Source organism: Bacillus sp. SD075, from assembly GCF_017355165.1.
In the GTDB taxonomy this organism is placed as follows: domain Bacteria; phylum Bacillota; class Bacilli; order Bacillales; family DSM-1321; genus Peribacillus.
The window spans coordinates 23,047-47,645 of sequence record NZ_JADILK010000016.1; the positions used below are offsets into that span (position 1 = coordinate 23,047).

The 24,599-nt window shown below is 40.9% G+C and carries 21 protein-coding genes; 18 read left to right on the forward strand and 3 right to left on the reverse strand.

Going from position 1 to position 24,599, the window contains the following annotated elements:
• Positions 1–113: 113 nt before the first annotated feature.
• Entirely contained in the window at positions 114–1,946 is a 1,833-nt protein-coding gene (locus IOC57_RS13095) for a sigma 54-interacting transcriptional regulator (protein WP_207439146.1), read from the reverse strand.
• Between the two features lie 194 nt (positions 1,947–2,140).
• Here IOC57_RS13095 and IOC57_RS13100 point away from each other — a divergent pair, with 194 nt between their 5' ends.
• From IOC57_RS13100 to IOC57_RS13145, 10 genes are all read left to right on the forward strand, one after another.
• The gene (locus tag IOC57_RS13100) at positions 2,141–2,344 is read left to right on the forward strand and encodes a hypothetical protein (RefSeq protein WP_141521338.1); all 204 of its coding nucleotides are present in this window, start codon (positions 2,141–2,143) and stop codon (positions 2,342–2,344) included.
• Positions 2,345–2,429: 85 nt separating this feature from the next.
• A complete protein-coding gene (locus IOC57_RS13105) occupies positions 2,430–3,842 on the forward strand; it encodes a purine-cytosine permease family protein (RefSeq protein ID WP_207439147.1) in 1,413 nt (470 codons plus the stop codon).
• Between the two features lie 47 nt (positions 3,843–3,889).
• A complete protein-coding gene (locus tag IOC57_RS13110) occupies positions 3,890–4,873 on the forward strand; it encodes a heme-dependent oxidative N-demethylase family protein (protein ID WP_207439148.1) in 984 nt (327 codons plus the stop codon).
• Between the two features lie 19 nt (positions 4,874–4,892).
• Positions 4,893–5,411, forward strand: coding sequence for a hypothetical protein (locus IOC57_RS13115; protein ID WP_207439149.1), 519 nt, complete (start codon positions 4,893–4,895; stop codon positions 5,409–5,411).
• 5 nt (positions 5,412–5,416) lie between these two features.
• Complete coding sequence (locus tag IOC57_RS13120; protein WP_286184821.1) at positions 5,417–6,382, forward strand: PDR/VanB family oxidoreductase; 966 nt, start codon at positions 5,417–5,419, stop codon at positions 6,380–6,382.
• Positions 6,383–6,443: 61 nt separating this feature from the next.
• On the forward strand, positions 6,444–7,937 hold the full coding sequence (locus IOC57_RS13125; RefSeq protein ID WP_207439150.1) for an aldehyde dehydrogenase family protein: 1,494 nt from the start codon (positions 6,444–6,446) through the stop codon (positions 7,935–7,937).
• An 869-nt stretch (positions 7,938–8,806) separates the two neighbouring features.
• On the forward strand, positions 8,807–10,411 hold the full coding sequence (locus IOC57_RS13130) for a sigma-54 interaction domain-containing protein (protein ID WP_207439151.1): 1,605 nt from the start codon (positions 8,807–8,809) through the stop codon (positions 10,409–10,411).
• Positions 10,412–10,543: 132 nt separating this feature from the next.
• Complete coding sequence (locus IOC57_RS13135) at positions 10,544–11,695, forward strand: iron-containing alcohol dehydrogenase (RefSeq protein WP_207439152.1); 1,152 nt, start codon at positions 10,544–10,546, stop codon at positions 11,693–11,695.
• Positions 11,696–11,709: 14 nt separating this feature from the next.
• Positions 11,710–13,104 (forward strand): solute carrier family 23 protein, encoded by a 1,395-nt coding sequence (locus IOC57_RS13140; RefSeq protein WP_207439153.1) that lies wholly within the window; start codon positions 11,710–11,712, stop codon positions 13,102–13,104.
• Positions 13,101–14,540, forward strand: coding sequence for an NAD-dependent succinate-semialdehyde dehydrogenase (locus IOC57_RS13145; protein ID WP_207439154.1), 1,440 nt, complete (start codon positions 13,101–13,103; stop codon positions 14,538–14,540). The genes IOC57_RS13140 and IOC57_RS13145 overlap by 4 nt, the downstream gene beginning before the upstream one ends.
• Before the next feature lie 95 nt (positions 14,541–14,635).
• On the opposite strand, the gene anmK is transcribed toward IOC57_RS13145, so the two are convergent.
• Together anmK and IOC57_RS13155 are read right to left on the reverse strand one after the other, a co-directional pair.
• Entirely contained in the window at positions 14,636–15,808 is a 1,173-nt protein-coding gene (gene anmK / locus IOC57_RS13150) for an anhydro-N-acetylmuramic acid kinase AnmK (RefSeq protein WP_207439155.1), read from the reverse strand.
• Positions 15,809–15,940: 132 nt separating this feature from the next.
• Positions 15,941–17,551 carry a glycoside hydrolase family 10-like protein gene (locus tag IOC57_RS13155; protein ID WP_286184824.1) on the reverse strand — a complete coding sequence of 537 codons (1,611 nt, stop codon included), beginning with the start codon at positions 17,549–17,551 and terminating at the stop codon, positions 15,941–15,943.
• Positions 17,552–17,850: 299 nt separating this feature from the next.
• Between IOC57_RS13155 and murQ the strand changes: the two genes are divergently transcribed.
• The 8 genes from murQ to IOC57_RS13195 all read left to right on the forward strand — a co-directional run bounded on the left by murQ (position 17,851) and on the right by IOC57_RS13195 (position 24,594).
• Positions 17,851–18,735 (forward strand): N-acetylmuramic acid 6-phosphate etherase, encoded by an 885-nt coding sequence (gene murQ, locus IOC57_RS13160; protein WP_207439156.1) that lies wholly within the window; start codon positions 17,851–17,853, stop codon positions 18,733–18,735.
• Between the two features lie 38 nt (positions 18,736–18,773).
• On the forward strand, positions 18,774–19,079 hold the full coding sequence (locus tag IOC57_RS13165) for a PTS sugar transporter subunit IIB (protein ID WP_063233328.1): 306 nt from the start codon (positions 18,774–18,776) through the stop codon (positions 19,077–19,079).
• A 49-nt stretch (positions 19,080–19,128) separates the two neighbouring features.
• The gene (locus IOC57_RS13170; RefSeq protein ID WP_207439157.1) at positions 19,129–20,418 is read left to right on the forward strand and encodes a PTS sugar transporter subunit IIC; all 1,290 of its coding nucleotides are present in this window, start codon (positions 19,129–19,131) and stop codon (positions 20,416–20,418) included.
• A gap of 70 nt (positions 20,419–20,488) precedes the next feature.
• Positions 20,489–20,773, forward strand: a complete 285-nt coding sequence (locus tag IOC57_RS13175; RefSeq protein ID WP_207439158.1) for a hypothetical protein — start codon at positions 20,489–20,491, stop codon at positions 20,771–20,773.
• Between the two features lie 38 nt (positions 20,774–20,811).
• Positions 20,812–22,158 (forward strand): 6-phospho-beta-glucosidase, encoded by a 1,347-nt coding sequence (locus IOC57_RS13180; protein ID WP_286184826.1) that lies wholly within the window; start codon positions 20,812–20,814, stop codon positions 22,156–22,158.
• A gap of 56 nt (positions 22,159–22,214) precedes the next feature.
• Entirely contained in the window at positions 22,215–22,544 is a 330-nt protein-coding gene (locus IOC57_RS13185) for a PTS lactose/cellobiose transporter subunit IIA (RefSeq protein WP_207439159.1), read from the forward strand.
• A 15-nt stretch (positions 22,545–22,559) separates the two neighbouring features.
• Positions 22,560–23,645, forward strand: coding sequence for a DUF871 domain-containing protein (locus IOC57_RS13190; RefSeq protein ID WP_207439160.1), 1,086 nt, complete (start codon positions 22,560–22,562; stop codon positions 23,643–23,645).
• 52 nt (positions 23,646–23,697) lie between these two features.
• Positions 23,698–24,594, forward strand: a complete 897-nt coding sequence (locus tag IOC57_RS13195; protein ID WP_207439161.1) for an N-acetylglucosamine kinase — start codon at positions 23,698–23,700, stop codon at positions 24,592–24,594.
• Positions 24,595–24,599 lie beyond the last annotated feature (5 nt).

The following is a 24,599-nucleotide window of genomic DNA, read 5'->3' on the forward strand; positions in this document are numbered from 1 at the left end:
AAATTAACGAAAAAGCTGACTGCATAAGCCCATTCAAGGCGGCTTGTGTATCAGCTTTTCTTTTTTAACTTTAGTTGCCAACCGGTTTGAAACTGTATGACTGTATCCTGAAATCAAACATGTATATTGAGTTGCTTCCGGAGTCGTTGCATTTCAGAATTAAAATAGGCTTTACTGTAATCGCATCCGACAATAGCAACGATATTGCCGTCATCATCAATAATTGGCGCAAAGCTTGTTTTCCATTCACCGTACCTGTCTTCGTATATGGGAGTAACACCCGCTTTACCATTAAACGCCTGGTAAGCGACATTAACCATTTCCGGGGGACCGATATATTCTTCCCCCGGTTCAATTACAAAGCCTTTATCTGCAACGAGGTGAATCAGACGTCCATCCTCAGTCATGATAAATATAAAGACCCATTCAATTACGCCTTCCTTTTCTTGAATCATGGTAAGCTTTTGTTTTAATTTCTGGGAATAGGAAGTTTGCCGGTTCATATTTTTTTGTAGGTTGATAACCTCTTCAGCTGGAATGATAGCTGCGGTTACAGCGGCAACGGAACGAAGCCGTTGATTTATTTGTTCTTCTAAAATGGCCCGTTTATTCACTGGTGAAAAGCGTGCCTCTTCAATCTTATTACGTAATTTTTTATATTTCCTGCTCATCGTCGGCTGGCTGACCTCCAATACCTTTGCCGCTAGTTTTAATGATTTGTATTGTTCCATTGCCATGTTGATCAGTTGCTCCTCCACAAGTTCGACTGCTTCCTGCAAAGGCATTAGAAAATCGATAACAGGTAGTGAAGTGGGTTTGGGCCCTTTAAAAGGGAGGACCTCTTTAACCAAAGCAACATCCACTTCCGGTATTCCGCTTGTAATCACAAGCCTCTCAACTGTATTTTCAAGTTCACGCACGTTACCTGGCCATTGATAGATACATAGCAAGTCGATTGCATCCGGTGTGAAGGCTACATTTCGATTGTATAGTGCATTGTACTTTTGTAAAAAAAATTGAACCAGGTGAGGGATTTCATCTACACGATTTCTAAGCGGCGGAAGATGGATAGGAACGACATGAAGACGATAATATAAGTCTTCTCGAAATTCACCTTTTTTCACCATTTTTTCGAGCGATTTATTTGTTGCGGCAATCACTTGAATATCAACAGGGTGTGAGGTCGTACTTCCTATTGGTGTGACCACGCGTTCCTGAAGGACGCGAAGCAGTTTTACTTGTACGTTAAGCGGTAACTCGCCCACTTCATCCAAGAATAGGATACCCTTATGGGCCAGTGTGAATTTCCCTTTGGCACCGTCTTTCCGTGCGCTGGTAAATGCCCCTTCTACGTAGCCAAACAGTTCGCTTTCAATCAAGTTTTCCGGGATGGCGCCGCAATTGACAGGTATAAATGGACCGTCGCTTCTGTTACCCATATTATGTATGGCCCTGGCGGCCATTTCCTTCCCTACACCGGATTCCCCCAATAATAGGACGGTTGCACTGACATCACAGACCATGTGCATTTTATGAAGAACATCAAGCATGGGTTTACTGCGGATCACAAATGGAAAAGATGGCTTCTTTGATTCCGACAAAGCCCCCAATTGCCTCACTGATGCATCTGGATAAGAGTCTTTCATTTCTTTATAGGCCCAGACCCATGCCCCAGATTCAATCGGGTACGCCGTCATCAGCATCTCTGGACCCTGCCATGAGGGCTGCATGAAAGATCTTTTTTCATTTTTGCCCATTACCTCTTCTGCCAAGCTTGTAGAAAATAAATCTTGTTCCACATCCTTGATAGAACCACCGATATTAGCGGATTTGACTGTTTGGAATAAGGAGTTCCCTGTTCCGATCGATTTCAGTATGGTGCCATTATTATCTGTCACAATAAGCTGATCGTAAATAGACAAGAGTGCAGAGGTGAAGTGATCCATTTATGTCTACCTGCCTTTCATTAAACTTCTTAGTTTTATATTACAGAAATTTCACAATTGTTCAATAGTTTCAAAAATGAATATTCTTCCTATTGAAAACCCTGTAAGCATAGTGTTTCTGATTGGCATGGTTATTGCTATAAAGTAAAGGGAAGGGACTAAAATGCATGATTGAAAAGGAGGGAGAGGCTATTTTGAATAAAGAGAATCAGTTTCAACAGAATATCAATTCTGAAGATCCCTTTATTAAAAACCTATATTCAGATTTGAATGAGCGAATCAATGCGTATGAGCAGGAAGATGCCGTGAAAATCGACAAAATGAAATGGAAGGACGCGACAGGCTCTATTTTTTTCATGATTTTAATCATCGTTTACCTCGTCTATTCACTTGTTTAAAGTAGTTTTGTTTAGAACACCCAAAACTATAACAGCCTTATTTACAAGCAATACAATCATTATTTTATAGTTGGGAGAGAAGCGTGTGAGTAAAGAGAATTCCTCCATTTCAAAGGATGTGGCCTTTGGCTTTTTACCGGCAAGTAAAAAGGACCGGATTTTTAATCTTCGGGATTTGATTTTAGTTCAGGTTGTTATTGGCCTCTCATCTTTTGGGCTGTTAACTGGTGGATACACAGGTACAATGCTTGATGCGAAGCAGTCACTTGCAGCGATTTTATTCGGTAACGCCTTCCCTATGCTGTTGATTGTTCCCATTACCCTTTATTTTGCGCGTTATGGCATAGACACTTTTGTAGGGTTTCGAAGTTCACTAGGGTATCTAGGGTCTAATATCTTTTTCTTTGTTTTTCTTATTCTGACTCTCGGCTACATTTCCATTGCGCTTTTTATGTCTGGACAGGCGTTAGCAGAGGGCGCAAATTGGATGGGAATGCCCGCCATTTTCTCAGACCAAACAACGGGAGCGCCGTTTTTCTCGATTTTACTCTTTATCTGTGCATTTCTTGTAACGGTGAGGGGACCGGTAGCGATTCAAAAATATACGGCAGTAGCCGTTCCGGTTTTTATGGTTCTCATGTTTGGCCTTCTCGCAATAGTCTTGTTTGGACAGGGATTCACGAAAGTTGCCAATATACTTCCTTCTGAACCGTTTGAAACGACTTCTCGCTCATTCGCGACAGCCCTGGAATTGAATGTCGGTCTCGGCTTTTCATGGCTTCCATACCTTGGCCAATACAGCCGTTTATCTAAAACAGAAGGAGGCGCATTTAAAGCGGGATTCTACAGCTATGGAATCATCGTCTGTATCGCTGCTTTAGTTGGGGCCCTTGCAGCATTAGTCGCTGGTTCACTTAATCCTTCTGACTGGATGTTTTCCATCGCAGGAAGTTGGGGCGGATTCATCGGCTTGATCTTACTTTCGGTAGGGAATGTCGGTGCAGCCATTTTCCTTATGTACTCACAAGCTGTCAGCTTTAAAACTGTATTCCCGAAAAAGTCATGGATGATTGCGATGGGTACAACCGTACCGACTATATTCTTACTCCTAAGCTCAACGTTCTACGATGCATTTGGTTCATTCATTGCTGTCATTTCTTTTATTATGGCAGTTCTTGGCGGCATTGTCGTTGCAGATTACTTTTTCGTAAAGCGCCAACGCATTTCAATAAGGGATTTGTATGATACGCAAGGCTCATATGCTTATTGGAAAGGCATTAATCCATCTGCCGTTCTCACGGTGGTTATTGGAACGATCGTTTACTGGGCACTCTATAATCCATTGACTTTTGAAGCAAGTGACTTTTTCCTTTATACAGCTGCCGGAATTCCAACATACTTTGTCGCTTTAGTCACCTACTATGTTTCATCTAAATATATTTTCCGTTTTGAAGTTGACATGGAGCGTCCATCCGTTGAATTAAAGGAAGCTAAATAGAAAAAAACGCACTTTAAAGAATCTAGGAAACGAGAGGAGATTGTTCAATGTTTACACAAAGTTTAGATTTCAAAACAACTGATTTAACTACATTCCCATTTCCATTCACATCAGGTAACTATCGTTATTCAAACGACTTGAAAAGGCTCTCAAACATTAACTGTATTGAAATTACACCAGAATACAGACTCCAAGTGGAAACGAAGCGTCGTCTCCTTCAAGAACAGCCGCATATAAGGTTTCAATCATTTTCACACACATTAGAAATGCAATGGGAAGTATTGGAAATGCTTATCGGCATGGCAACTGATCGCTATCCGGAGCATTTCGAGGTCATTAAAGATGGAGACAAGTGGACTTTCAAGAACCACATTTTCGGGGAATCCGATTCTTTTGTGTATGGCGATGCCAGCACGCTTCCAAATGAGCCGCTTGATTATATAGGCCGCCATTTCCACAATGATTTTGTTTTAATGGTTCATCGAGATAGTAATTTCTATCTGGAAGTGGGGCAAGTTTCATACGCCGCACTCTTCTCGGCTAACTGGAATAAAGGCATGTCCTTTGATGAAATCCACGCACCTGTTCCATTTGTATCGCGGAAAGGTGATGAACTGGCAGATCGCGTTCGTAAGTTTTTATTATCCATCGAGCCAGGAAAGCCATGGACACGCATTAACTGGAACCTGATGGCGGACCGTTGGGATGTCAACTATGAAACGATGGATGTGTGGGGACCGCAGCGCTCTGGGATAACACCGGAAAATGCAGGGGAACTTGTTCGTTTGCGAGTTGAAGAACAAAAATTTTATCGCATGCCGCGAAGCAACGCCATTCTATTCGTATTGAATACTCAGTTCCTGCCACTGGGGGATTTAACAAGGCGCAAGGAGTGGTTTGATCTGACATATAGCGTACTGCAGGATATTCCGGAACCTATGGCTGAATACAAAGGAATTGCCCCGTTTCTTCCGCAATCGGTCGAATATTTGAGGCGTATTGATGAAAAACAAAAAAGCGAAGATAATTAAAAAACAGGAGGATAGGTCCGTGTACAATAGTCCAGTATTGTTTGATAAATCCATTACGATCGTAAATCAATTTACTCCTCGGAATGAACGAAGAAAGTTTGTCGTCATTTCTGATCAAGCTGGATATGAAAAGGCGAAAAGTTTCATTTCTGAAATCACAGGTACAGTCCCATTTGAATGTCTTACGATTAATGGAATGGAAAATAAAGAGGAGATTAAGAGAGTCATCTTGTCTCAAAAGATGGGCACCCAATTTTATATTGCGGCTGCATGGAACAATGCCGTAATGGCCTTCTCGCTCGGGGTGGAAGCTGGTCTATCTGAAGCGGAGATCCAGACGGTGATTATCGGGCCTAAACGACGTTACGTATATTGCATGAAATGTTTCGAAGTGTCGGAAGTCGAAGAAGAAGCAGAGATTGCAGAGTGTGACCATTGCAGAGCCAGTCTTGAAATCGGTCCTTTTTATTCAATCGTACGGGAAGGCTATATTGGTTACCCATTCATCCCAATCGGAAAAGAAGAAGTAGGGAGCTGAACATCATGCGGGTAGTAGGAAATATTCAAATGAAAGTAAATAAGATCATTCAAGAAACGCCATTCGTGAAACAATTCGAGTTAATTCCAGTTGATGGAAAACCGTTGCCTGCATTTACAGGCGGTTCGCATTTGACCACGTTCATGTCGGACGGGGATACGATATTCGAGAGAGAATATTCCCTTATCAGCAACCCAAGGGACCGTAAAAAATATGTAATTTCCATCCGGCGTGATGAGACGTCACGTGGAGGTTCCGCTTTCTGGCATGAACATGTAAAGGTGGATTCCAGGTTGGAAGTCAGTTTCCCTAAAAATAACTTCCCTCTCAGCTTTCGAGCTAAGCATCATGCTTTTTATGCAGCTGGAATTGGCATCACCCCATTTCTGGCAATGATGGAAGACATGGCTTCCGAAGGGCAAACCTTCGAACTCCATTATGCAGCACGCACACCGGAATTATGTCCTTTTTATGATCTGTTGAAAGCCAAATATCCTGATCAATGCACCTTTTATTTTTCGCAGGCAGGAGACAAATGCAGAATGTTGCCAGAGACGATGATGGAGCATCGCATTGGCACACATGTATATTTTTGCGGACCACTCGAGATGGTACAAGAGTACCGAAAAGCTGCCAGTTCATATGGTTATCCGGAACACGCGATCCACTTCGAATTATTTGCGACAAAAAATGACGGGCCGCAAGATCCTTTCATTGTCGACCTTACTGACAGCGATCGGTCCATCCATGTTCAAGAGGATGAAACACTGCTTGATGCGCTTTTAAGGGAAGGAATCGATGCACCGTATTCTTGTAAAGTGGGCGGGTGCGGAAGTTGTGAGATAGATGTTGCAGAAGGTGAAGTGGATCACCGGGATAACTTCCTTAGTGAAGAGAACCGTCAAACACGAAAGTCAATCCTGACTTGCTGTTCACGTGCGAAGGACGACAGACTTGTCTTAAAACTTTAATGATTCCGTATAGGTACAGGTAAAGTCAAAAAAATAATAATGAAAACCGGAGGCATAAAACATGACAATTTTAGAAACGGCAGTTTTAGAGCTTAAAAATTACATCGGCGGTAAGTGGCAGAACTCATCTTCAAATGAAGTAATCCCGGTAATTAATCCTGCAACACAGGAAGTCATTGCAAGGGCTCCGCGTGCTACCAAGGAAGATACAGAAAATGCAATCTCAGTAGCGAAAGCAGCTTTTGAAAGTGGAATCTGGTCAGGACTAACAGCACAGGAGCGTGCTTCCTACCTATATAAAATCGCGGATAAAATTGATGAACGTGCGGAAGAGTTAACGATTCTTGAAACAATGGACAACGGGAAACTTAAAGCGGAGGCGGGTTTCGATATTGCAGATGCCGCCGCGTGTTTCCGGTACTACGCTGGCTTAATCCTTCATCCAGAAGGTGAAACTTACCAAGTTCCTGCTCCCGTGCAAGCGATGGTTGTTCGTGAGCCAGTAGGTGTGGCAGGTTTGATTGTACCTTGGAATTTCCCTCTTTTAATGAGTGTCTGGAAAATCGCACCGGCCCTTGCGGCAGGTAACACCATTGTATATAAACCGGCTGAATTGACACCTGTAACAGCAATGAAATTATTTGAAATCCTAGAGGAAGTAGGCATCCCTAAAGGTGTGGCTAATATGGTGATGGGCCGCGGCACCGTTGTCGGTCAAACCATTGCAGAAAGTAAGGATGTTGACATTGTTTCATTTACAGGAAGTACGGATGTTGGCCGTTCTATCATGAAAGCGGCCGCGGGCAACTTAAAGAAAATTTCCCTTGAGCTTGGCGGTAAATCGCCTAACATCGTTTTTGCAGATGCGGATTTAGAGACGGCCGTCGATTATGGATTATTCGGGATTTTCTTCGGTGCCGGCCAAGTATGTTCATCGGGTAGCCGAATTCTAGTTGAAGAAAGCATTTATGATGAATATGTAAAACGCTATGTGGAACGCGCTAATAAAATCAAAGTAGGACCTGGCCTTGCGGAAGACAGCAATATGGGGGCAATTGTCAGCGAAGCGCAAATGAATAGCATTTTGAACTATATTGAAATCGGCAAACAGGAAGGTGCGACACTTGCAGCAGGCGGTTACCGTCTTGTTGATGACGGTCTTGACAAAGGATACTTCATTGCACCGACTGTCTTCACCGAAGTAACACCTGACATGCGCATCGTACAAGAGGAAATCTTCGGTCCAGTCGTAGTCATCCAAAAGTTTAAAGATGAAGAAGAAGCTATTAAACTTGCAAATGATACAGACTACGGCCTTGCAGGCGGCGTCTTCACTAACGATGGGGCAAAAGGATTACGCGTAATCAAGAAAGTGCGGGCAGGCATTACATGGGTAAATGATTATCATCCAACATATGTCGAGGCGCCATGGGGCGGTTACAAACAGAGCGGAATTGGACGCAGTTTAGGAAAATACGGCTTGGATGAATACCAGGAAATTAAACAAATCAACATTAATCTCGATGTAAAACCGGTCGGCTGGTTTCCAAATTAAGCATTAGAATATAGAGAAAACAAACAACTTACCATAATTAACTCAAAGGGGTGCGGAAGTGAAAAATTCCACACCCTTTTTGAAATTTTAGCCTAAGGTTAATCAATGACTGCCTCAATTTTACGTACCAAAAGGTTCTCTTAAACAATTGGTCTCAAGCAATCATTTCAAGTTGATCTTGATGAGTAGAATATGTTTAAAAAGCATCCTCATCACCTCAAGTTTTAATCCTTCTATTTAAAAAGACTGTAGGAGAAAGGGATCCTAGCTAACTGTTAAAGTAGATTGGAACAGGAAGGAGTGAAGCTTCTGCGGGAAAAGCGCGTCCAAGGGCGACCCACTCGCGGAAAGCGAGTGCCTGGAATGGAAATCAATGATCAGATTTTACAAGTCATAAAAAAACTATAGTGAAACCTAATCCAAATACGGATTAGGTTTTTTCAAACTGCCGAGAAACTCTATAAAGCACTCAAAAGTTGTTTCTTACGCTTAAATCTGACAGTTGACCAATCCCAGGGAATTAGCTTTTTCTCAGTTTTTCTTCCTGTGCAATAAAAGGGGGAGTTTTCCTTTAATAAGTGAAAATGGATTGAGCATAAAAAACTCCATTGGTATGATAAAAGTATCATGCCCATGCAAATTTACCTGTGTAGCATTTATACTTGGTGTCGTTGATTGTTGTACATAGTATCATTAAAAAGGAAAAGACATTACATATTGCTCACCATATAAATTAATAAGAATGATGTTCATTGCCTTTCTTTAATATGGAGGGGGAGCAGGTAGACTGGACTATCAAAGAGTTCTCCAATCAAGGAGGAAGCGTTCTATCAAATGTTAAAGAACAGTCAGGGAAGGAGTGGATATTGATGAAAAAGTTTTATTCGGATATGACAGTGGAAGAAGCGATTTCTAGTTTCCCCATAGGAAGCACTGAAGTGGAAGTTTTGGATGATTCAGAAGATTTCATCGGATTTTTGACAATAGAAGCTTTATCTGCGGCAGTGCAGCAGAGTGATTTGACGAAGCCCATTTCTCATTTCATTACTGTGGATGCACCGCTACAAAATTTACGGAATTACTCAATACCTTATGAACAATTTCAAGCATTCTTCGAGAGTGATTTATGCAGGGTTATATTCAATGCCTTGTATGATGGCGTGTATATCACGGATGGAGCTGGAACGACATTATTTATCAATCAAGCTTATCAGCGTATCACTGGAATAAGAGAAGAGGAAATCATCGGAAAACCGATGAGTTATTTAATTGAGCAAGGTATGATATCCGTTTCTGCTTCATTAGACTCCATTCGAACGAAGAATCAAGTTACTTTGACACAAAGAATTAGAAATGGGAGAAAGATTATCGTTTCGGCCACACCTATTCTATCGCCACAGAATGAAGTCATATTTGTCATAAATAGTGTTAGGGATATTACTGAATTAATCCGGATGAAGTACACGATCGACAGTCAAAAGTTATCTTTCCAACCTATTTCTCAATTATTGCCTGGCACGGAACAGGTGAATTTGCAGGAAATAATCATTGGGCCTTCTACAACTCCTTTATTCAAGCTGGCTGATAAAGTAGCTAAAACGGATGCGAAGGTCTTGTTACAGGGAGAAACGGGGGTAGGTAAAAGTTTAATTGCCAAGTATATACACGCCAAAAGCTCGCGGAAGGAAAAAATTTTCCTTGAAATAAATTGCGGAGCCATCCCAGCAAACTTGGTGGAATCTGAACTTTTTGGCTATGAGCCAGGGGCATTTACCGGATCCCTTAAGAATGGGAAAATGGGGATTTTCGAGAAAGTGAATGGTGGCACGTTATTTTTGGACGAAATTGGGGATTTACCTTTAGAGTTACAAGTAAAACTTTTGAAAGTGGTAGAAGAAAACAAGTTTATGAGAGTGGGTTCTACCGAAATGAAAGAAGTGGATGTCAGGTTAATTACTGCCACTCATCGCGATTTGGCCTCCCTCGTTCAAGAGGGTTCGTTCCGTGAAGATCTATATTACCGGCTTAATATCGTATCCTTTGAAGTTCCGCCCTTACGCCAGCGAAAGGAAGAAACGATCCCGCTTTTAGAAATGTATTTGAAAAAGTTCAATGGAAAATATAATGAGAAGAAAAAGATGACACCGGAATGCTATGAATGGCTGACGAACTATTCGTGGCCAGGAAATATACGAGAGCTTGCGAGTCTGGCAGAGCGACTTGTCGTCACGACTTATGATGATACGATTGATTTGCCTAATTTACCATCGTTCATCCAGCCGGTTTTATCAAAAAAAACGACAACACATTCTTTGAAGGAAGCCGTTTTCGAGCTTGAGCGTTCCCTGATCCTGAATGCGATGAAAAAATATGGGACTACACGGGCGGCTGCCATCTTTTTGGATATCAGTCAAAGCGCTTTGGTGCAAAAAATGAAAAAATTTCACATTCGATTAGAAAACGAATCGAATTAGTTTTTTGATTTGATTTCTACTCGTTATTTCAATTGTTATCCATGGAAAAAAGGTTGTCCCCCCTTGAAAATTAAGCGTTTTCACTTTGGCATGATTCCTGCATTAGTAAAAAGCGTGAAAGGGGAGATAACCATGAATATTTCTATTTTTTCAATGGCTAACAAATTGGTGACAGGAGCAGATTCTTTACGACAGCTGACTGATGAGGTTAAGCGATTAGGGATGAAGAATCCGTTGATAGTTACAGATGAAATTTTAGTGGATGCTGGGGTTGTGAAAAAGGTGGAGGATTTACTTTCTTCAGCATACGGTATTTTTTCGGATGTGAATCCTGAACCGGAAATTGAAATCGTTGAGCAATGTGTACGGTCAATCAGGGTTGGAAAACATGATGGGCTGATTGCGGTAGGTGGTGGGAGTGCGATGGATATCGCGAAAGCCTCTTCCGTCATGGCTACGAATTCGGGTAGCATCGAGACCTATTTCGGTACGGACTTAATTGAGGTTCCCGGACTACCTTTAATTGCCATACCGACAACGGCCGGAACCGGCTCTGAAGTGACGAATATTTCAATTTTATCGGATAAGAAAGAACAGGTTAAGAAGGGAATCGTAAGTTCGTATCTATTACCGGATGTAGCGATTGTATCGCCCGTCATGACACTGACTTGCCCGCCAAGTGTGACTGCTGCGAGTGGAGTGGATGCACTTGTTCATGCGGTCGAGGCTTATATTTCAAAGTTTGCTTCGCCCGTTACGGATGCTTTGGCAATTGGGGCCATGAAATTAATCGCTGTAAATTTACCAAAGGCTTATGCTGCGCCAGCTAATCTGGAAGCACGGGAAGCCATGATCACGGGAAGCCTAATGGCAGGGTTAGCTTTTGGAAATGCCGGTGTTGGAGCTGTGCATGCCTTAGCATATCCGCTTGGAGGCCGCTTCCATTTATCGCATGGGGTCAGCAATTCATTATTACTCCCATTTGTGATGAAGTGGAATAAAATTGCATGTTTGGAAAGATTCCGTGACATAGCTGAAGCACTTGGAGAGAAAGTCAATCATTTAAATGATGATGAGGCAGCTGATAAAGCTATAGAAGCGATGACCAGAATATGTCGTTACGTGGATATACCTGAGTCACTAAGTGAATTTGACATTCCTGAATCTGCTTTAAGTGAAATGGCTGCAGAGGCCATCAAACAAGTCCGTTTACTTCGCAATAATCCCCGTGCATTAAACGTTCGGGATATCGAAAAAATATACCGTTCAGCCTATGGCTATTAAGTGGGGGAAACAATATGAAATGGAAAAACCGTCGCTACGGGGAAGAGACATCGTATATACCTGCGGGACCTTTTAAAATTAGACTGCCATTTGTCCATTATCGATTTGAGTGGCCTGATTATGTTCAAGGCTTATTGATGTGTGCAGTTGACCTTGGAGCGATTACACTGCTTGCAGACCATCTAGGTATGCCTTTTGATGTGGCTCTAGCCGTCGTTGTCTTGAATGGATTGTTATACTTAGCACATCATTTACTCGGTGACCCAGTTATACCAGGGTGGATTACACCTGCGGTTCCATTGCTTGTATTGTTTGTCGGGCAGTTTCCGGAAGGGCCTGATCGGGTCTATGCACTCGTTGCGTTTCAATTAACATTAGGAATTTTATCGATAGTGCTTGGAATGACCGGACTTGCCAGCAAGGTCGTTAGATTAGTTCCGAATGCAATCAAATCAGGCATTATTTTAGGAGCGGGAATTGGTGCTGTCGTTTCCATTTTCGAAGTGGGTGGAAAGTTTGATTTATTTCCTTATACAATAAGCATTTGTATCGGATTTGCCTTTTATCTACTTTTCTCGAAAAGTTTTGGAAAATTAAAAATAAGAAATAAAGCTTGGGTATTCATAGGCAATTTAGGGATATTGCCAGCTATTTTGCTTGCGGTCTTTGTAGCCCCAATTTTTGGAGAAGCAAAATGGCCTGATATTCAATGGGGATTCAGCAGCCCGGATTTTGCTACCCTTTGGTCGGATTATACTGTTTTCGGTTTAGGTTTTCCTGCCATGACTTTCTTTTTAAGTGCGATTCCAGCTGTTTTTGCTACTTATTTAGTCGTATTCGGGGATGTGCTGAAAACAAAAGCGTTGCTTTCTGAATCCGATGAGGTCAGGGAGGATGAAAAAGTGGACTATAATCCAAACAGAGCGCATTTAATTTTTGGTGGCCGCAATGTGATCATGAGTTTGGTCGGACCTGATATAACCATGTGCGGTCCGTTGTGGGCAGCCATGCAGGTCGTGGTTGTGGAACGGTTCAAGAATGGCAAGAAAGCCATGAATTCTTTCTTCGGCGGTGCTGGCTCTTTCCGTTGGGGTACGAATACTGGGTTATTCTTATTGCCGGTAGTCAGCTTGGTGGAACCAATTCTCGGTGTGGCCTTGGCCTTGACGCTTTTGGTTCAAGGATATGTCAGTGTACGCGTCGGCGTGATGCAGGCGAAGAGCCAACGCGACCTGGGAATTGCAGGGGTCGTCGCTGCCATCCTTGTTATAAAAGGTGCTGGAATGGCTTTTGCAGCAGGAATCCTATTATGTGCCCTAATATATGGCAAGGACTTTTTCAAAGGTGAAAACGATAATACTTTTACAGACCATGAAGAAGAAGTAGAAGAGGAGATTAAAGCAGGATGAAAAAAGTAGTGGAAAAATGGCCTATTTATATTGACGGAGAAGCTATTCATACGGAGAATCATTTTGTAGTGGAAAATCCAGCAACATTGGAGCCTGTGGGCTATGTTCCGGACGCCAACGAAAAAGAGGCAAAGGCTGCTGTGGATGCAGCTCAAGCTGCCTTTCTGACTTGGTCGAAAACCAGTGCACATCATAGGGCGGAATTACTTGAGAAGTGGTACACGATCATTGAGAACAGGCTGGATGAAATGACAACGATCATGACAATGGAACAAGGTAAGCCATTGGCCGAGGCGAAAGGTGAAATGAAATATGCTTCAAGTTTCGTGAAATGGTTTGCTGAAGAAGCAAAGCGAAACTATGGGGAAATCATACCAGCCTCCGTTGCTTCAAAGCGTATATTAGTGCAAAAGCAGGCAGTCGGTGTCGTTGCTGCCATAACTCCGTGGAATTTTCCAGCTGCCATGATCACAAGGAAAGTGGCTCCAGCCCTTGCTGCAGGATGTACGGTGGTCATCAAACCCGCGGAACAAACGCCATTGACGGCTTTGCTATTGGTTGAAAGTGCCTATGAAGCAGGCATTCCGGGCGGTGTGATAAATATTGTCACTACACAAAAACCGGGAGATGTGTCAGACGTATGGATGAATGATTCACGTGTTAAAAAGATCACATTTACCGGCTCGACTCCTGTAGGGAAACATCTAATGAAAAAAGCGGCAGAAACAGTAAAAAAAGTCTCGCTTGAACTCGGTGGGTTGGCTCCGTTCATCATTGCTGAGGATGCGAACATCGAAGAAGCAGTAAAAGGTTTGATTCAATCGAAATTCAGGAATGCTGGACAAACATGTATTTGTGCGAACAGGATATTCGTCCATGAGACAATTGAAAAGCCGTTTTTACACGCATTTGAAGAAGCCGTTTTAAATTTGAAGGTTGGAAATGGAATGGAAGGAACCGATCTTGGTCCATTGATAGATGGAGCCGCAGTGAAAAAGGTTCAGCTTCAATTAGAGGATGCTGCAAGTAAAGGGGCCATCATCCATAAAAATTCAAAAGTCAATGAAAAGCAAGGCCATTTTATCGCACCAGCCATACTTTCCAATGTAACGGATGATATGCTGTGCATGCAGGAAGAGACATTTGGGCCAATTGCGCCAGTCAGTACATTCAAAACCGATCAAGAAGCGGTAGATCGAGCCAATAACACGAATTTTGGCTTGGCAGCGTATGTGTATACCGAGTCGTTAAATAAGGCAGTTGCTTATTCGGATGGTCTTGAATATGGGATTGTCGGTATAAATGACAGTGCTCCATCCACGGCACAAGCACCATTTGGAGGAATGAAGGAAAGTGGTCTAGGCCGGGAAGGCGGACACTATGGCATGGATGAATATTTAGAAGTGAAGTATGTATCCATGCAGCTTGGCCAGTAAATAAAATTGGGGAGTATGCGATGATTCTTCAGGCATTCAAAGAAAGAGTAGACGGCACATCAAATATCGATGTGCCGTCTACTCTTTTTCAATGCTTAAAAAGTATTTTCACGTCCCTTCAGATAGGAAGGAGGGAAGGTCATGTTTCCAAGAATGACATCGAGGTCAGCACCGGTAGCCTTTGGTACGTTACTTGCATTACCATGGAAAGTCTCATTTGCAAGTAATGCAAAGGCCACCGCTTCTTTCGCTTCAGAAGAGTATCCCAACTCTTCTTGAGTCAATACTTGAATAGAATTTCCAAGCAGTGATTGAATCATATTCAATAACGTTTTGTTATAGCTGCCACCGCCGCCAATGATCACTTCTTCAATGGTGGTTTTTGGAAAGATGAAATTTCGATAGTTTTCCACAATGGACTTTGCTGTAAACATCGTTACAGTTGCCAAAATATCTTGATTTGGAAGCGATTCAAACATCTTTAATAGTTTTACTACATATTGCTTGCCAAACAATTCCCTGCCCGTTGATTTTGGTGGAGGGCTCATAATATAAGGATGACTGATACAATAAGATAAAAGTTCGTCATTGATTTGTCCTTGTTTAGCTATGTTACCACCTTCGTCATAGCTTATATTGAACAATTGGCGGCATACTTCATCAATGATCATATTCCCAGGACCTGTATCAAAAGCAGACATGTCATTCAGAGATGCTTGCTTGGGTAAGACGGTCACATTTCCGATGCCACCGATGTTTTGAAGTAATCTGCCCTTCGCTTCACTTCTATAAAGAATGTATTCTGTAAAAGGGACAAGAGGAGCCCCTTGCCCACCAGCAGCCATGTCCATCGTACGGAAATTAGAGATTACAAGTGTGTTTGTATCGTGAGCAATTACTGCAGCTTCCCCAATTTGCAACGTGGAGGGTATATAATTCTGTTCCTTTACAGGCTGGTGGTAAATGGTTTGTCCATGGGATCCAATAAGGTCCAGTTTATTAATGGGAAATCCAGCTTTATGACAAACTTCTTTTACCGCATTGGCGAATAACTTCCCTAATTTAAAATTCAAACTGCATATTAACTGCACATCGGATGTGTCTGCAGATAAAGACTTCATTATTTCTATTTCAATATCTTTTGGAAAAGGGCATGTCATGAACTCAATCATTTCCAGTTCAGTCTCGAGTCCACTATTATTCACCCGAACAAGCGCGGCATCGATACCATCCAGTGATGTTCCGGACATCAATCCAACTATGTACATCGTCATTCCCCCTACTTCAATTCTTTTATAATCCTTATTTAGCATCACATGAACAGTGTAAGCTACTAACATATTGTTTAATGGATACTTCCAATGTTCACTAATTGCGTGCCCTGTAACTTTTCTCAAAGATCATTTTACTTTTATAGTAATCTGTTTAGATTGCTTGCTTTCATTGTGGGTGCGGTCCAAGGCAGTCACAAGATATGTGTATGTCCTTCCTTTTTCTACACTGTCGTCATGAAACAATTGACGTTGGTTACCTTTATGCACTGCGGTAAGTAAGTTCGTTGAGTTTTCTATGTTTCCTTTTTTCTTCCCATCAAAACGATAAATGGCATAATAGGATGCATCTGATTGCTTGTGATCCTGAATTTCAAATTGTATTCCTGCTCCTGCCTGTGTTGGCTTGCTCACTTTTGGAGCCTTTGGGGAATGGTCGTCAATCCATGGCATGGCTGGAACCAATGCGGGATGCTTATAAATATCGTCTCGTAAGCGATCCGCTATCCCAAGGGGGTTTTTCCGTAAATCTTTGGCACTGAAATGCATGCTTCCATCAAATTCCTTAAATGTTCGATTCAGTTTTAGCTGGTTTGGCATTTCTTCAGGATTGAACCAGTTTTGTACACCATTGGACTCTGTATTAATTTTATAGTCTCCTTGTCCAATATAGAGTTGAACATTTTTACCTTCGACTTCTTTTGTCCACCAATCAAGAAGTTTGGCATAGTCAGCTACCGGCAATCCTATATTCCAATATAATTGAGGGGCAATATAATCGATGTATCCATTATTGATCCAAGTCCTGGTATCTGCATATAAATCATCATAATTCGTTTGTCCAGCGGCAGTGTCAGAGCCTGTGGGATCAACTTCCTTGTTGCGCCAAACTCCAAATGGACTTATACCGAACTTCACATATGACTTTTCTGCCTTGATTTTTTCATTAATATCCTTAACAAGGTTATTTACATTATCCCTGCGCCAATCTTCAATATTTGTAAATCTATCTGCTCCATATTTTTGATAGGAAATGTCATCTGGGAAAGGTACACCTGCAATCTTGTAAGGATAGAAATAATCGTCCATATGGACTGCATCGATATCATAATCCTTAACAACTTCCATTATTCCATCGATCACAAACCGTTGTACGCCAGGAATGCCAGGGTTAAAATACAATTGTTGTCCATAGGGTATGACCCAATCCGGGTGTTTTCTAGCAGGATGAGATTCTGGAAGATTGTCAATATCCGATATTTCAGCTGTTTTACCTAAAGGCATGGTAATGCGGTATGGATTAAACCACGCATGAAATTCCATATTACGCTCATGTACTGCTACTAGCATGAATGCAAGAGGGTCATACCCAGGATCTTTTCCTTGGACTCCTGTTAAATATGTTGACCAGAGACCGTATTCAGATGGATAAAAAGCATCGGCAGTGGGTTTAATTTGCATAACCACAGCATTCATTCCCATTGCTTTTTGTTCATCCAAATAATTTATGAATTCTTCTTTTTGTGCTGATACGGATAAACCAGGTTTGGACGGCCAGTCAATATTTAACACACTTGCAATCCAAGTAGCACGCAGTTCCTGTTTTACATAAGTCGTTTGCTGAGGGATAGGCCTGGATGCTGCATTTGCATTCAAATCAGCTGGAAGGAGAAGTGATCCTCCCACCAAAGCGGCTAGCGCCAATGAACCAAATTTTTTCTTTGTCATTCTTTCATTCATCAATGTACAACCTCATTTCATTACTAATATTTATATTTCATTATTTGTAAGCGTTAACAAATAATGAAAATATGAATTTCCAAGATCTAACAACAAAAAGAATCGTAGGTTTGGTTCATATAAGGGTTAGTATTAGTAGAATGCTAAATATCAACCAATTTAAGTATCTTACGTTTATTTTAAAATTAAATTTTAAAAATGTATATACAATATTGAAATTTAATTTTAATAGTGATATATTTTCTATAGCTAAAAAAGTTTCACCACTTTCACCACTGAAATAAAAAAGGATGATAGGTATGCTGGAGCACTTAACGACAGAGCGTCGTAATGAAAAGACCATGAGTTTAGATGAAATGGGAACACTAGAATTTTTAGAGGTAATGAACGAAGAAGACATTAAAGTTGCCCATTGTGTAAAAAAAGAACTACCGCAAATTTCTAAAGCGGTGGAGATGATCGTTGAAGCCATGAATAAAAACGGACGATTAATTTACATGGGTGCAGGAACAAGTGGGCGCATCGGTTTATTGGATGCAGTAGAATGTCCCCCAACATTTAATACCGATCCGAGTGAAGTAGTGGGTCTTATAGCTGGTGGGGAAAAGGCTTTCATTAAGGCGGTTGAAGGCGCTGAAGACAGTTTTGAATTAGGTCCTGAAGATTTAAAGAAAATCGAATTAACAAACAGGGATGTTGTAGTGGGCATTGCTGCTAGTGGACGCACTCCATATGTTATGGCTGGATTGGAATATGCCAATCAAGTTGGTGCAGGAACGGTGTCTATAAGCTGTAACAAAGGTTCTGAGATAGGTAAGATTGCAAATGTTGCGATTGAAGTTGTGAACGGGCCTGAAGTCCTGACGGGTTCTACACGTTTAAAAGCTGGAACATCGCAAAAGTTAGTATGCAACATGCTTTCGACGGCATCTATGGTTGGAGTTGGAAAAGTTTATGGTAATTTAATGGTAGATTTACAGTTAACTAATGAGAAGCTAGTTGAACGTGCAAAACGTATTATCATGGACGCTACTGACTGTAGCTATGAAATTGCAGATGAATTTTTAGAAAAGGCGCATGCTCAGCCTAAAATTGCAATTGTCATGATTTTAACGAATGTATCGTATGAAGAAGCTTTAAATCGTTTAGTGAAGGCACAAGGATTCATAAGAAAAACGATTTAACGCTTTTTATAAAAAATAAAAAATTGGAGGAACAAATAATGAAGGTATTATTCGTATGTTCAGGTGGAATGTCCAGTGCAATCGTTGTAAGCGCTTTAAAGAAGGAAGGGGAAAAACAGGGTGTAACTTTAGAAGTATTGGCAGTAGGCACCCAAGAATTTGATGCAGAAGTACGAAATGGCTGGGATGTTGCGATGGTGGCTCCGCAAGTCAAACATCGTTTCGATGGCTTTAAGGCATCTGCGGACGAAGCGGGCGTCCCATGTGAAGCCATTCCAGCTCAAGCCTACAGCCCTCTTGGCGGACCTAAGCTATTAAAACTTGTAACCGAATTAGCTAAATAATAAACGAACTACTATTTCTTTTCATTAAATGTAAAAGGAGAAAACACGAATGGACAAGTTTGTAGCTTTTTTAGAAAATAATCTTTCAACACCCATGGCTAAATTGTCTGAGCAAAAACATTTACGCGCAATTCGAGATGGTGTGGTTTCTGCGCTACCTTTCATCATCTTTGGCAGTTTATTCTTGATCATTGCATTTCCGCCCGTTGCAGCAGATACGGCATTGGGTGAATGGTCTGCAAAACATCTGGCTGAAATATTAATACCATATCGTTTAACGATGTTTATCATGACGCTATATATTACTTTTGGTATAGGCTACAGCTTATCTCAAAGCTATAAACTTGATCCTCTATCTGGAGGTTTACTATCATTAGCAGCCTTCTTGTTCACAATTGGAGTAAAGATGATGGATGATGTGGGGTTTGTTTTGCCAATGACAAATCTTGGAGGGCATGGTCTTTTTGTAGGAATGCTTGTATCCATTTTTGCTGTCGAAATTTTACGTCTCTGCAAGACAAAAAATATCACGATTAAAATGCCGGATTCTGTTCCAACTTCAGTAGCCCGTTCATTTGAAGCATTAATACCAGTTACAATTGTACTGCTTGTCATGACTTTAATTACAGTCGTTTTTGCTGTTGATCTACATTCACTTGTTGATAAAGCGGTTGCACCACTCATCAGTGCAGGCGATACATTGCCAGGTGTATTAATTCCAGTATTTTTGATTACGTTCTTCTGGTCATTTGGTATTCATGGCGTTTCAGTAGTAGGTGCCGTTGCTCGTCCGGTATGGGAAGTGTACTTGGGGAATAACTCGGCAGCAGTTGCAGCCGGAAAGGCAATTCCCCACATAGCTCCTGAAACATTCTTTCAATGGTTTATTTGGATTGGTGGGTCTGGTGCAACTTTGGGTTTAGTTATAGCCATGCTCTTAACGGCAAAGTCCACCTATAGTAAAGCAATGGGGAAAGCGACAATTGTGCCAAGCATTTTTAACATCAATGAACCTGTTATCTTCGGGATGCCGATTGTCCTAAACCCGGTACTGATTATTCCATTTATCATTACACCTCTAATTGGTGCGACACTTGCATATATAGCAACGTCCATTGGACTGGTGAACCCGACATATGTAATGGTTCCCTGGACATTGCCCGCTCCAATAGGTGCCTACCTTTCTACAGGCGGTGATTGGAGAGCCATTGTTCTCGTGATGGTGAATTTAACAATTTCCGTTATTATTTATCTGCCATTCTTTAAGATGTACGATAAAAAGCTATTGGCGCAGGAAAACATGGTAGAAACAACGGATAATAAAAATATCGCTTTATAAGGAATACCAAAAAGGGGGTTTGGGACTAAATGCTCCAAACTCCTTTATATAATGTGAGGGGGGGAAGAACATGAATTCAACATCTAGAATTCACTTTTTTAGTTACAAAAGTGCCTTTCTATTTTTTAGCTTCATTCTTGTTTTTAATTTTATCTTTAACAGATTAATGGATGCCTTTGAGATAAATAAACAATTATCACTGTACTTAGGAAATACCTTTGCCATAAGCGCGGGATTGACGATGGTTGTTTGTTTTGTTGAAGGTAAGTTTAAAAACAAGAAAAAAGCATTACTATTATTCTTGTCTTTATTAGCGGTGAGCGCACTGGTTTGTTATGCAATAATCTATAAATAAAAAAAATTCAGATTAGCTAACTATGAGGTGTTAGGGGAATGGAAATGAAAAAAGGGTTGAAGATTGCCACAATAGGTGGGGGCTCTAGTTATACACCAGAATTAATAGAAGGATTTATTAAACGATATGATGAGTTGCCTATTAGGGAACTGTGGTTAGTGGATATTGAGGCGGGAAAAGAAAAACTTGAAATTGTAGGAAGCTTAGCAAAACGTATGGTTGAAAAAGCAGGACTTCCAATGGAAATACATCTAACGCTAGACCGCCGTCAAGCCTTGCAAAATGCTGATTTCGTCACAACGCAAATGAGGGTGGGATTACTTGATGCAAGAATCAAGGACGAGCGGATCCCGTTGGAATTAGGATTAATTGGTCAAGAAACGAATGGCGCAGGAGGATTATCGAAAGCTTTACGAACGATTCCCATTATTCTTGAAATTGCCGAAGAAATGCAAGAACTCTGCCCTGATGCATGGTTAATTAACTTCACAAACCCAGCGGGGATGGTAACGGAAGCCCTTCTCCGCTACAGCAAACATAAAAAAGTCATTGGTGTATGCAATGTTCCATTTAATATGCATATCTCTATTTCTAGCATGCTTGGTGTTGATATGAAAAGAGTGCGCATAGATTTCGCTGGGTTAAACCATATGGTATTCGGAATGCATGTGTTCGTTGATGATCAAGAAATCACAGATAAAGTGCTTGAAATGCTTGGCAATCCTGAAATTCAACTGACGATGAAGAATATTGCCCCATTGGCTTGGAACAGAAGATTTTTGAAATCTTTAGGAGTGGTGCCTTGCCCGTACCATCGTTATTATTACAAAACAAATACGATTTTAGAGGAAGAGCTGGAAGCATTCAAATCAGGTGAAACTCGAGCTGAAATTGTGAAAAAATTAGAAGAAGGTTTGTTTGACCTATACAAGGATGAAACTCTTGACACCAAGCCTCCACAATTAGAGCAACGCGGTGGAGCTTACTATAGTGATGCAGCGTGTAACGTCATTTCTTCAATTCATAATGATAAGAAAGACATTCAAGTGCTAAATGTACAAAACAAAGGATCGCTTCCAGATATTGATTATGATTCAGCAGTCGAAGTAAGCTGTATTGTCACCAAGAATGGACCAATTCCTTTGACTATGGGGAAATTACCCGTACAAGTGAATGGCTTGATTCAACAAATCAAATCATTTGAAAGAATAGGTGCAGAGGCAGCCGTTACAGGTTCTTATGATAAAGCGTTATTAGCTTTAACGATTAACCCGCTCATTCCAAGTGATGACCTGGCGGAAATGGTTTTACAAAAACTATTAAAGGAGCATGAAGAATATTTACCACGATTCTTCAGTGACAGTGCTGCACCAAACAACGTGTGAATGGACAGTAATCCATTAAAACATCATAATCTAACATAAAATAGGAGTGTAATGATATGTCAACCGAAATGAACAATAATGAAATGGAAATTTTTGAAATAATATCACATAGTGGAAATGCAAGGGGATTAGCATTCGAAGCACTGAAAGAAGCGGAAGAATTCAATTTTGAAAAGGCAGAGGATTTAATCAAACAAGGCCAGGAAGAATTGAACTTGGCCCATAAGACACAAACCAAGCTAATTCAAGCAGAATTGAATGGAGTTCCAAGTGAGAAAACTTTATTAATGATTCATGCTCAGGATCACTTGATGACGGCAATGAGTGAACAAAAACTAATTGAACATATGATTCGCATTGTAAAAAAGCTAGCCCCACAACAGTAAAGAGGTGATTAAATAATGGGTAAACTCGGTATATCTATCTATCCAGAGCATTCAACCGTTGAAAAAGACATGGAATACATTGCACGTGCACACAAATATGGATTCAAAAAGATCTTTACTTGCCTGCTTTCTGTCGAAGGTGACAAAGAGAAGATTTTAAAAGAATTTAAAGAAACAATTCGTTATGCCAATCAATTAAATATGGAAGTGATGGTCGATATTGCTCCCAGAGTATTCGGTTCGCTAGGCATTTCTTATAATGACTTATCGTTTTTTGCAGAATTAGGTGCGTATGGAATCAGGTTAGACATGGGTTTTACAGGTAACGAAGAGTCGATTATGACACATAATCCATATAATCTAAAAATTGAAATAAACATGAGCAATGCAACAAAATATTTAGAAAATATTATGGATTACAAACCAAATAAAGAGAATTTAGTTGGATCGCATAACTTCTATCCTCACCGCTATGCAGGATTGAGCTATCCTCATTTTATAAAATGCTGTGAGTCATTCAAAAAACATAATATCCGCACGGCAGCTTTCATAAGCTCACATGCAGCAACGTACGGACCTTGGCCTATAATGGAAGGATTATGTACATTAGAGATGCACCGGGAATTACCCATTACAACTCAAGCGAAACACTTGTATGCGACAGGGTTGATTGATGATGTAATTATTGCAAATGCCTACGCATCTGAAGAAGAATTGAAACAGCTTAGTCTGTTAAATAGCGGTCAATTAACATTTAATGTTAATCTTCACGAAACCATAACAGTATTAGAGAAAAAGATAGTAGTGGAAGAATTCCATTTTTACCGTGGAGATGTTTCCGATTATCTTATTCGCTCGACTCAATCACGCGTAAAATATAAGAGCGAAGAATTTAAACCAACATATACCCCTGATATTAGACGCGGTGATATTTTAATTGAAAATGAGCTCTATGGACAATATAAAGGGGAATTGCAGATTGCCTTGAAGGAAATGAAGAATTCGGGGAAAACGAATGTAGTTGGCCGAATAGCAGAAGAGGAAATTTTCCTCCTCGATCATTTGGAACCATGGGGGAAATTCCAATTCAATGTTAATTGATCAGGGAAGGAACGTTGATATTCCTTCCTTTTTTACTGAATAGGAGAATGATATGAATTATATTATCGGTGTTGACGGCGGGGGCACTAAAACTGAAGCAGTGGCTTATGATTTAGAGGGTAATAAAATAAGTGAAGGTAAAGCGGGGTTTGGAAACCTGCTTATAAATGAAAAACAAGCAATCGCTAACATAATACAGGCAATTGAACAAAGCATAACTCCTATTGATAATGGTAGCTGCCATTACATTTGCTTAGGATTAGCCGGGTATGGAGGAGTTGAAAATCCACAGGGTATAAAAAGTGCATTAAGCAAGGCATTTAATGCCCCGTTCACGATTGTAAATGATGGAGTTATCGCTCATGCTGCTTTACTAAAAGGAAATGATGGCATTCTGACTGTATCCGGAACTGGATCTGTAAGTTTCGGCATCCATAAAGGAATCGAGAAATCGGCTGGTGGCTGGGGACACATTCTTGGGGATGAAGGAAGTGGCTATTGGATCGCCATGCAGGCTTTTATAAAAATGACGAAAGAAGTGGATGGGGGGCATGACCATAGCCTTTTAACCGAGACAATACTTAAAAAACTTGGCTATCATAGTGTTATGGAACTAAAGAAATTCATTTATTCCGCCACGAAATCCGAGATTGCCGCGTTTGTTCCCCTAGTTGTCCAACTTGCTGAGAAGGGCGATGGTTTCTCGCAAAATATTCTGAATCAGGCCGGGTACCACCTTTCAAAACAAACGCTTGAGGTAATGAAGAAGTTAAAGTTAAGTGAGAATGTTACAATGGCAATAAAGGGTAGCGTATTGACAAATATACCATTGGTGCAAAGCTCTTTCATCAATCATATTAAACTTGAAAATCCAAATGTGAAATTTGTTTTAGAAGACGTCTCCGCTACCTTGGGTTGTTACTACATAGCAATGAAGCATTTAAAGTAAGTAAA

Bases quoted from the DNA above. Each gene is read 5' to 3' on its own strand.
- IOC57_RS13185 (WP_207439159.1), top strand. From the start codon at position 22,215: ATGTCAACCGAAATGAACAATAATGAAATGGAAATTTTTGAAATAATA.
- IOC57_RS13170 (WP_207439157.1), top strand. From the start codon at position 19,129: ATGGACAAGTTTGTAGCTTTTTTAGAAAATAATCTTTCAACACCCATG.
- IOC57_RS13180 (WP_286184826.1), top strand. From the start codon at position 20,812: ATGGAAATGAAAAAAGGGTTGAAGATTGCCACAATAGGTGGGGGCTCT.
- IOC57_RS13095 (WP_207439146.1), bottom strand. From the start codon at position 1,946: ATGGATCACTTCACCTCTGCACTCTTGTCTATTTACGATCAGCTTATT.
- IOC57_RS13110 (WP_207439148.1), top strand. From the start codon at position 3,890: ATGTTTACACAAAGTTTAGATTTCAAAACAACTGATTTAACTACATTC.
- IOC57_RS13125 (WP_207439150.1), top strand. From the start codon at position 6,444: ATGACAATTTTAGAAACGGCAGTTTTAGAGCTTAAAAATTACATCGGC.
- IOC57_RS13195 (WP_207439161.1), top strand. From the start codon at position 23,698: ATGAATTATATTATCGGTGTTGACGGCGGGGGCACTAAAACTGAAGCA.
- IOC57_RS13165 (WP_063233328.1), top strand. From the start codon at position 18,774: ATGAAGGTATTATTCGTATGTTCAGGTGGAATGTCCAGTGCAATCGTT.
- IOC57_RS13155 (WP_286184824.1), bottom strand. From the start codon at position 17,551: ATGAATGAAAGAATGACAAAGAAAAAATTTGGTTCATTGGCGCTAGCC.
- IOC57_RS13135 (WP_207439152.1), top strand. From the start codon at position 10,544: ATGAATATTTCTATTTTTTCAATGGCTAACAAATTGGTGACAGGAGCA.
- anmK (WP_207439155.1), bottom strand. From the start codon at position 15,808: ATGTACATAGTTGGATTGATGTCCGGAACATCACTGGATGGTATCGAT.
- IOC57_RS13140 (WP_207439153.1), top strand. From the start codon at position 11,710: ATGAAATGGAAAAACCGTCGCTACGGGGAAGAGACATCGTATATACCT.
- IOC57_RS13190 (WP_207439160.1), top strand. From the start codon at position 22,560: ATGGGTAAACTCGGTATATCTATCTATCCAGAGCATTCAACCGTTGAA.
- IOC57_RS13175 (WP_207439158.1), top strand. From the start codon at position 20,489: ATGAATTCAACATCTAGAATTCACTTTTTTAGTTACAAAAGTGCCTTT.
- murQ (WP_207439156.1), top strand. From the start codon at position 17,851: ATGCTGGAGCACTTAACGACAGAGCGTCGTAATGAAAAGACCATGAGT.
- IOC57_RS13120 (WP_286184821.1), top strand. From the start codon at position 5,417: ATGCGGGTAGTAGGAAATATTCAAATGAAAGTAAATAAGATCATTCAA.
- IOC57_RS13145 (WP_207439154.1), top strand. From the start codon at position 13,101: ATGAAAAAAGTAGTGGAAAAATGGCCTATTTATATTGACGGAGAAGCT.
- IOC57_RS13130 (WP_207439151.1), top strand. From the start codon at position 8,807: ATGAAAAAGTTTTATTCGGATATGACAGTGGAAGAAGCGATTTCTAGT.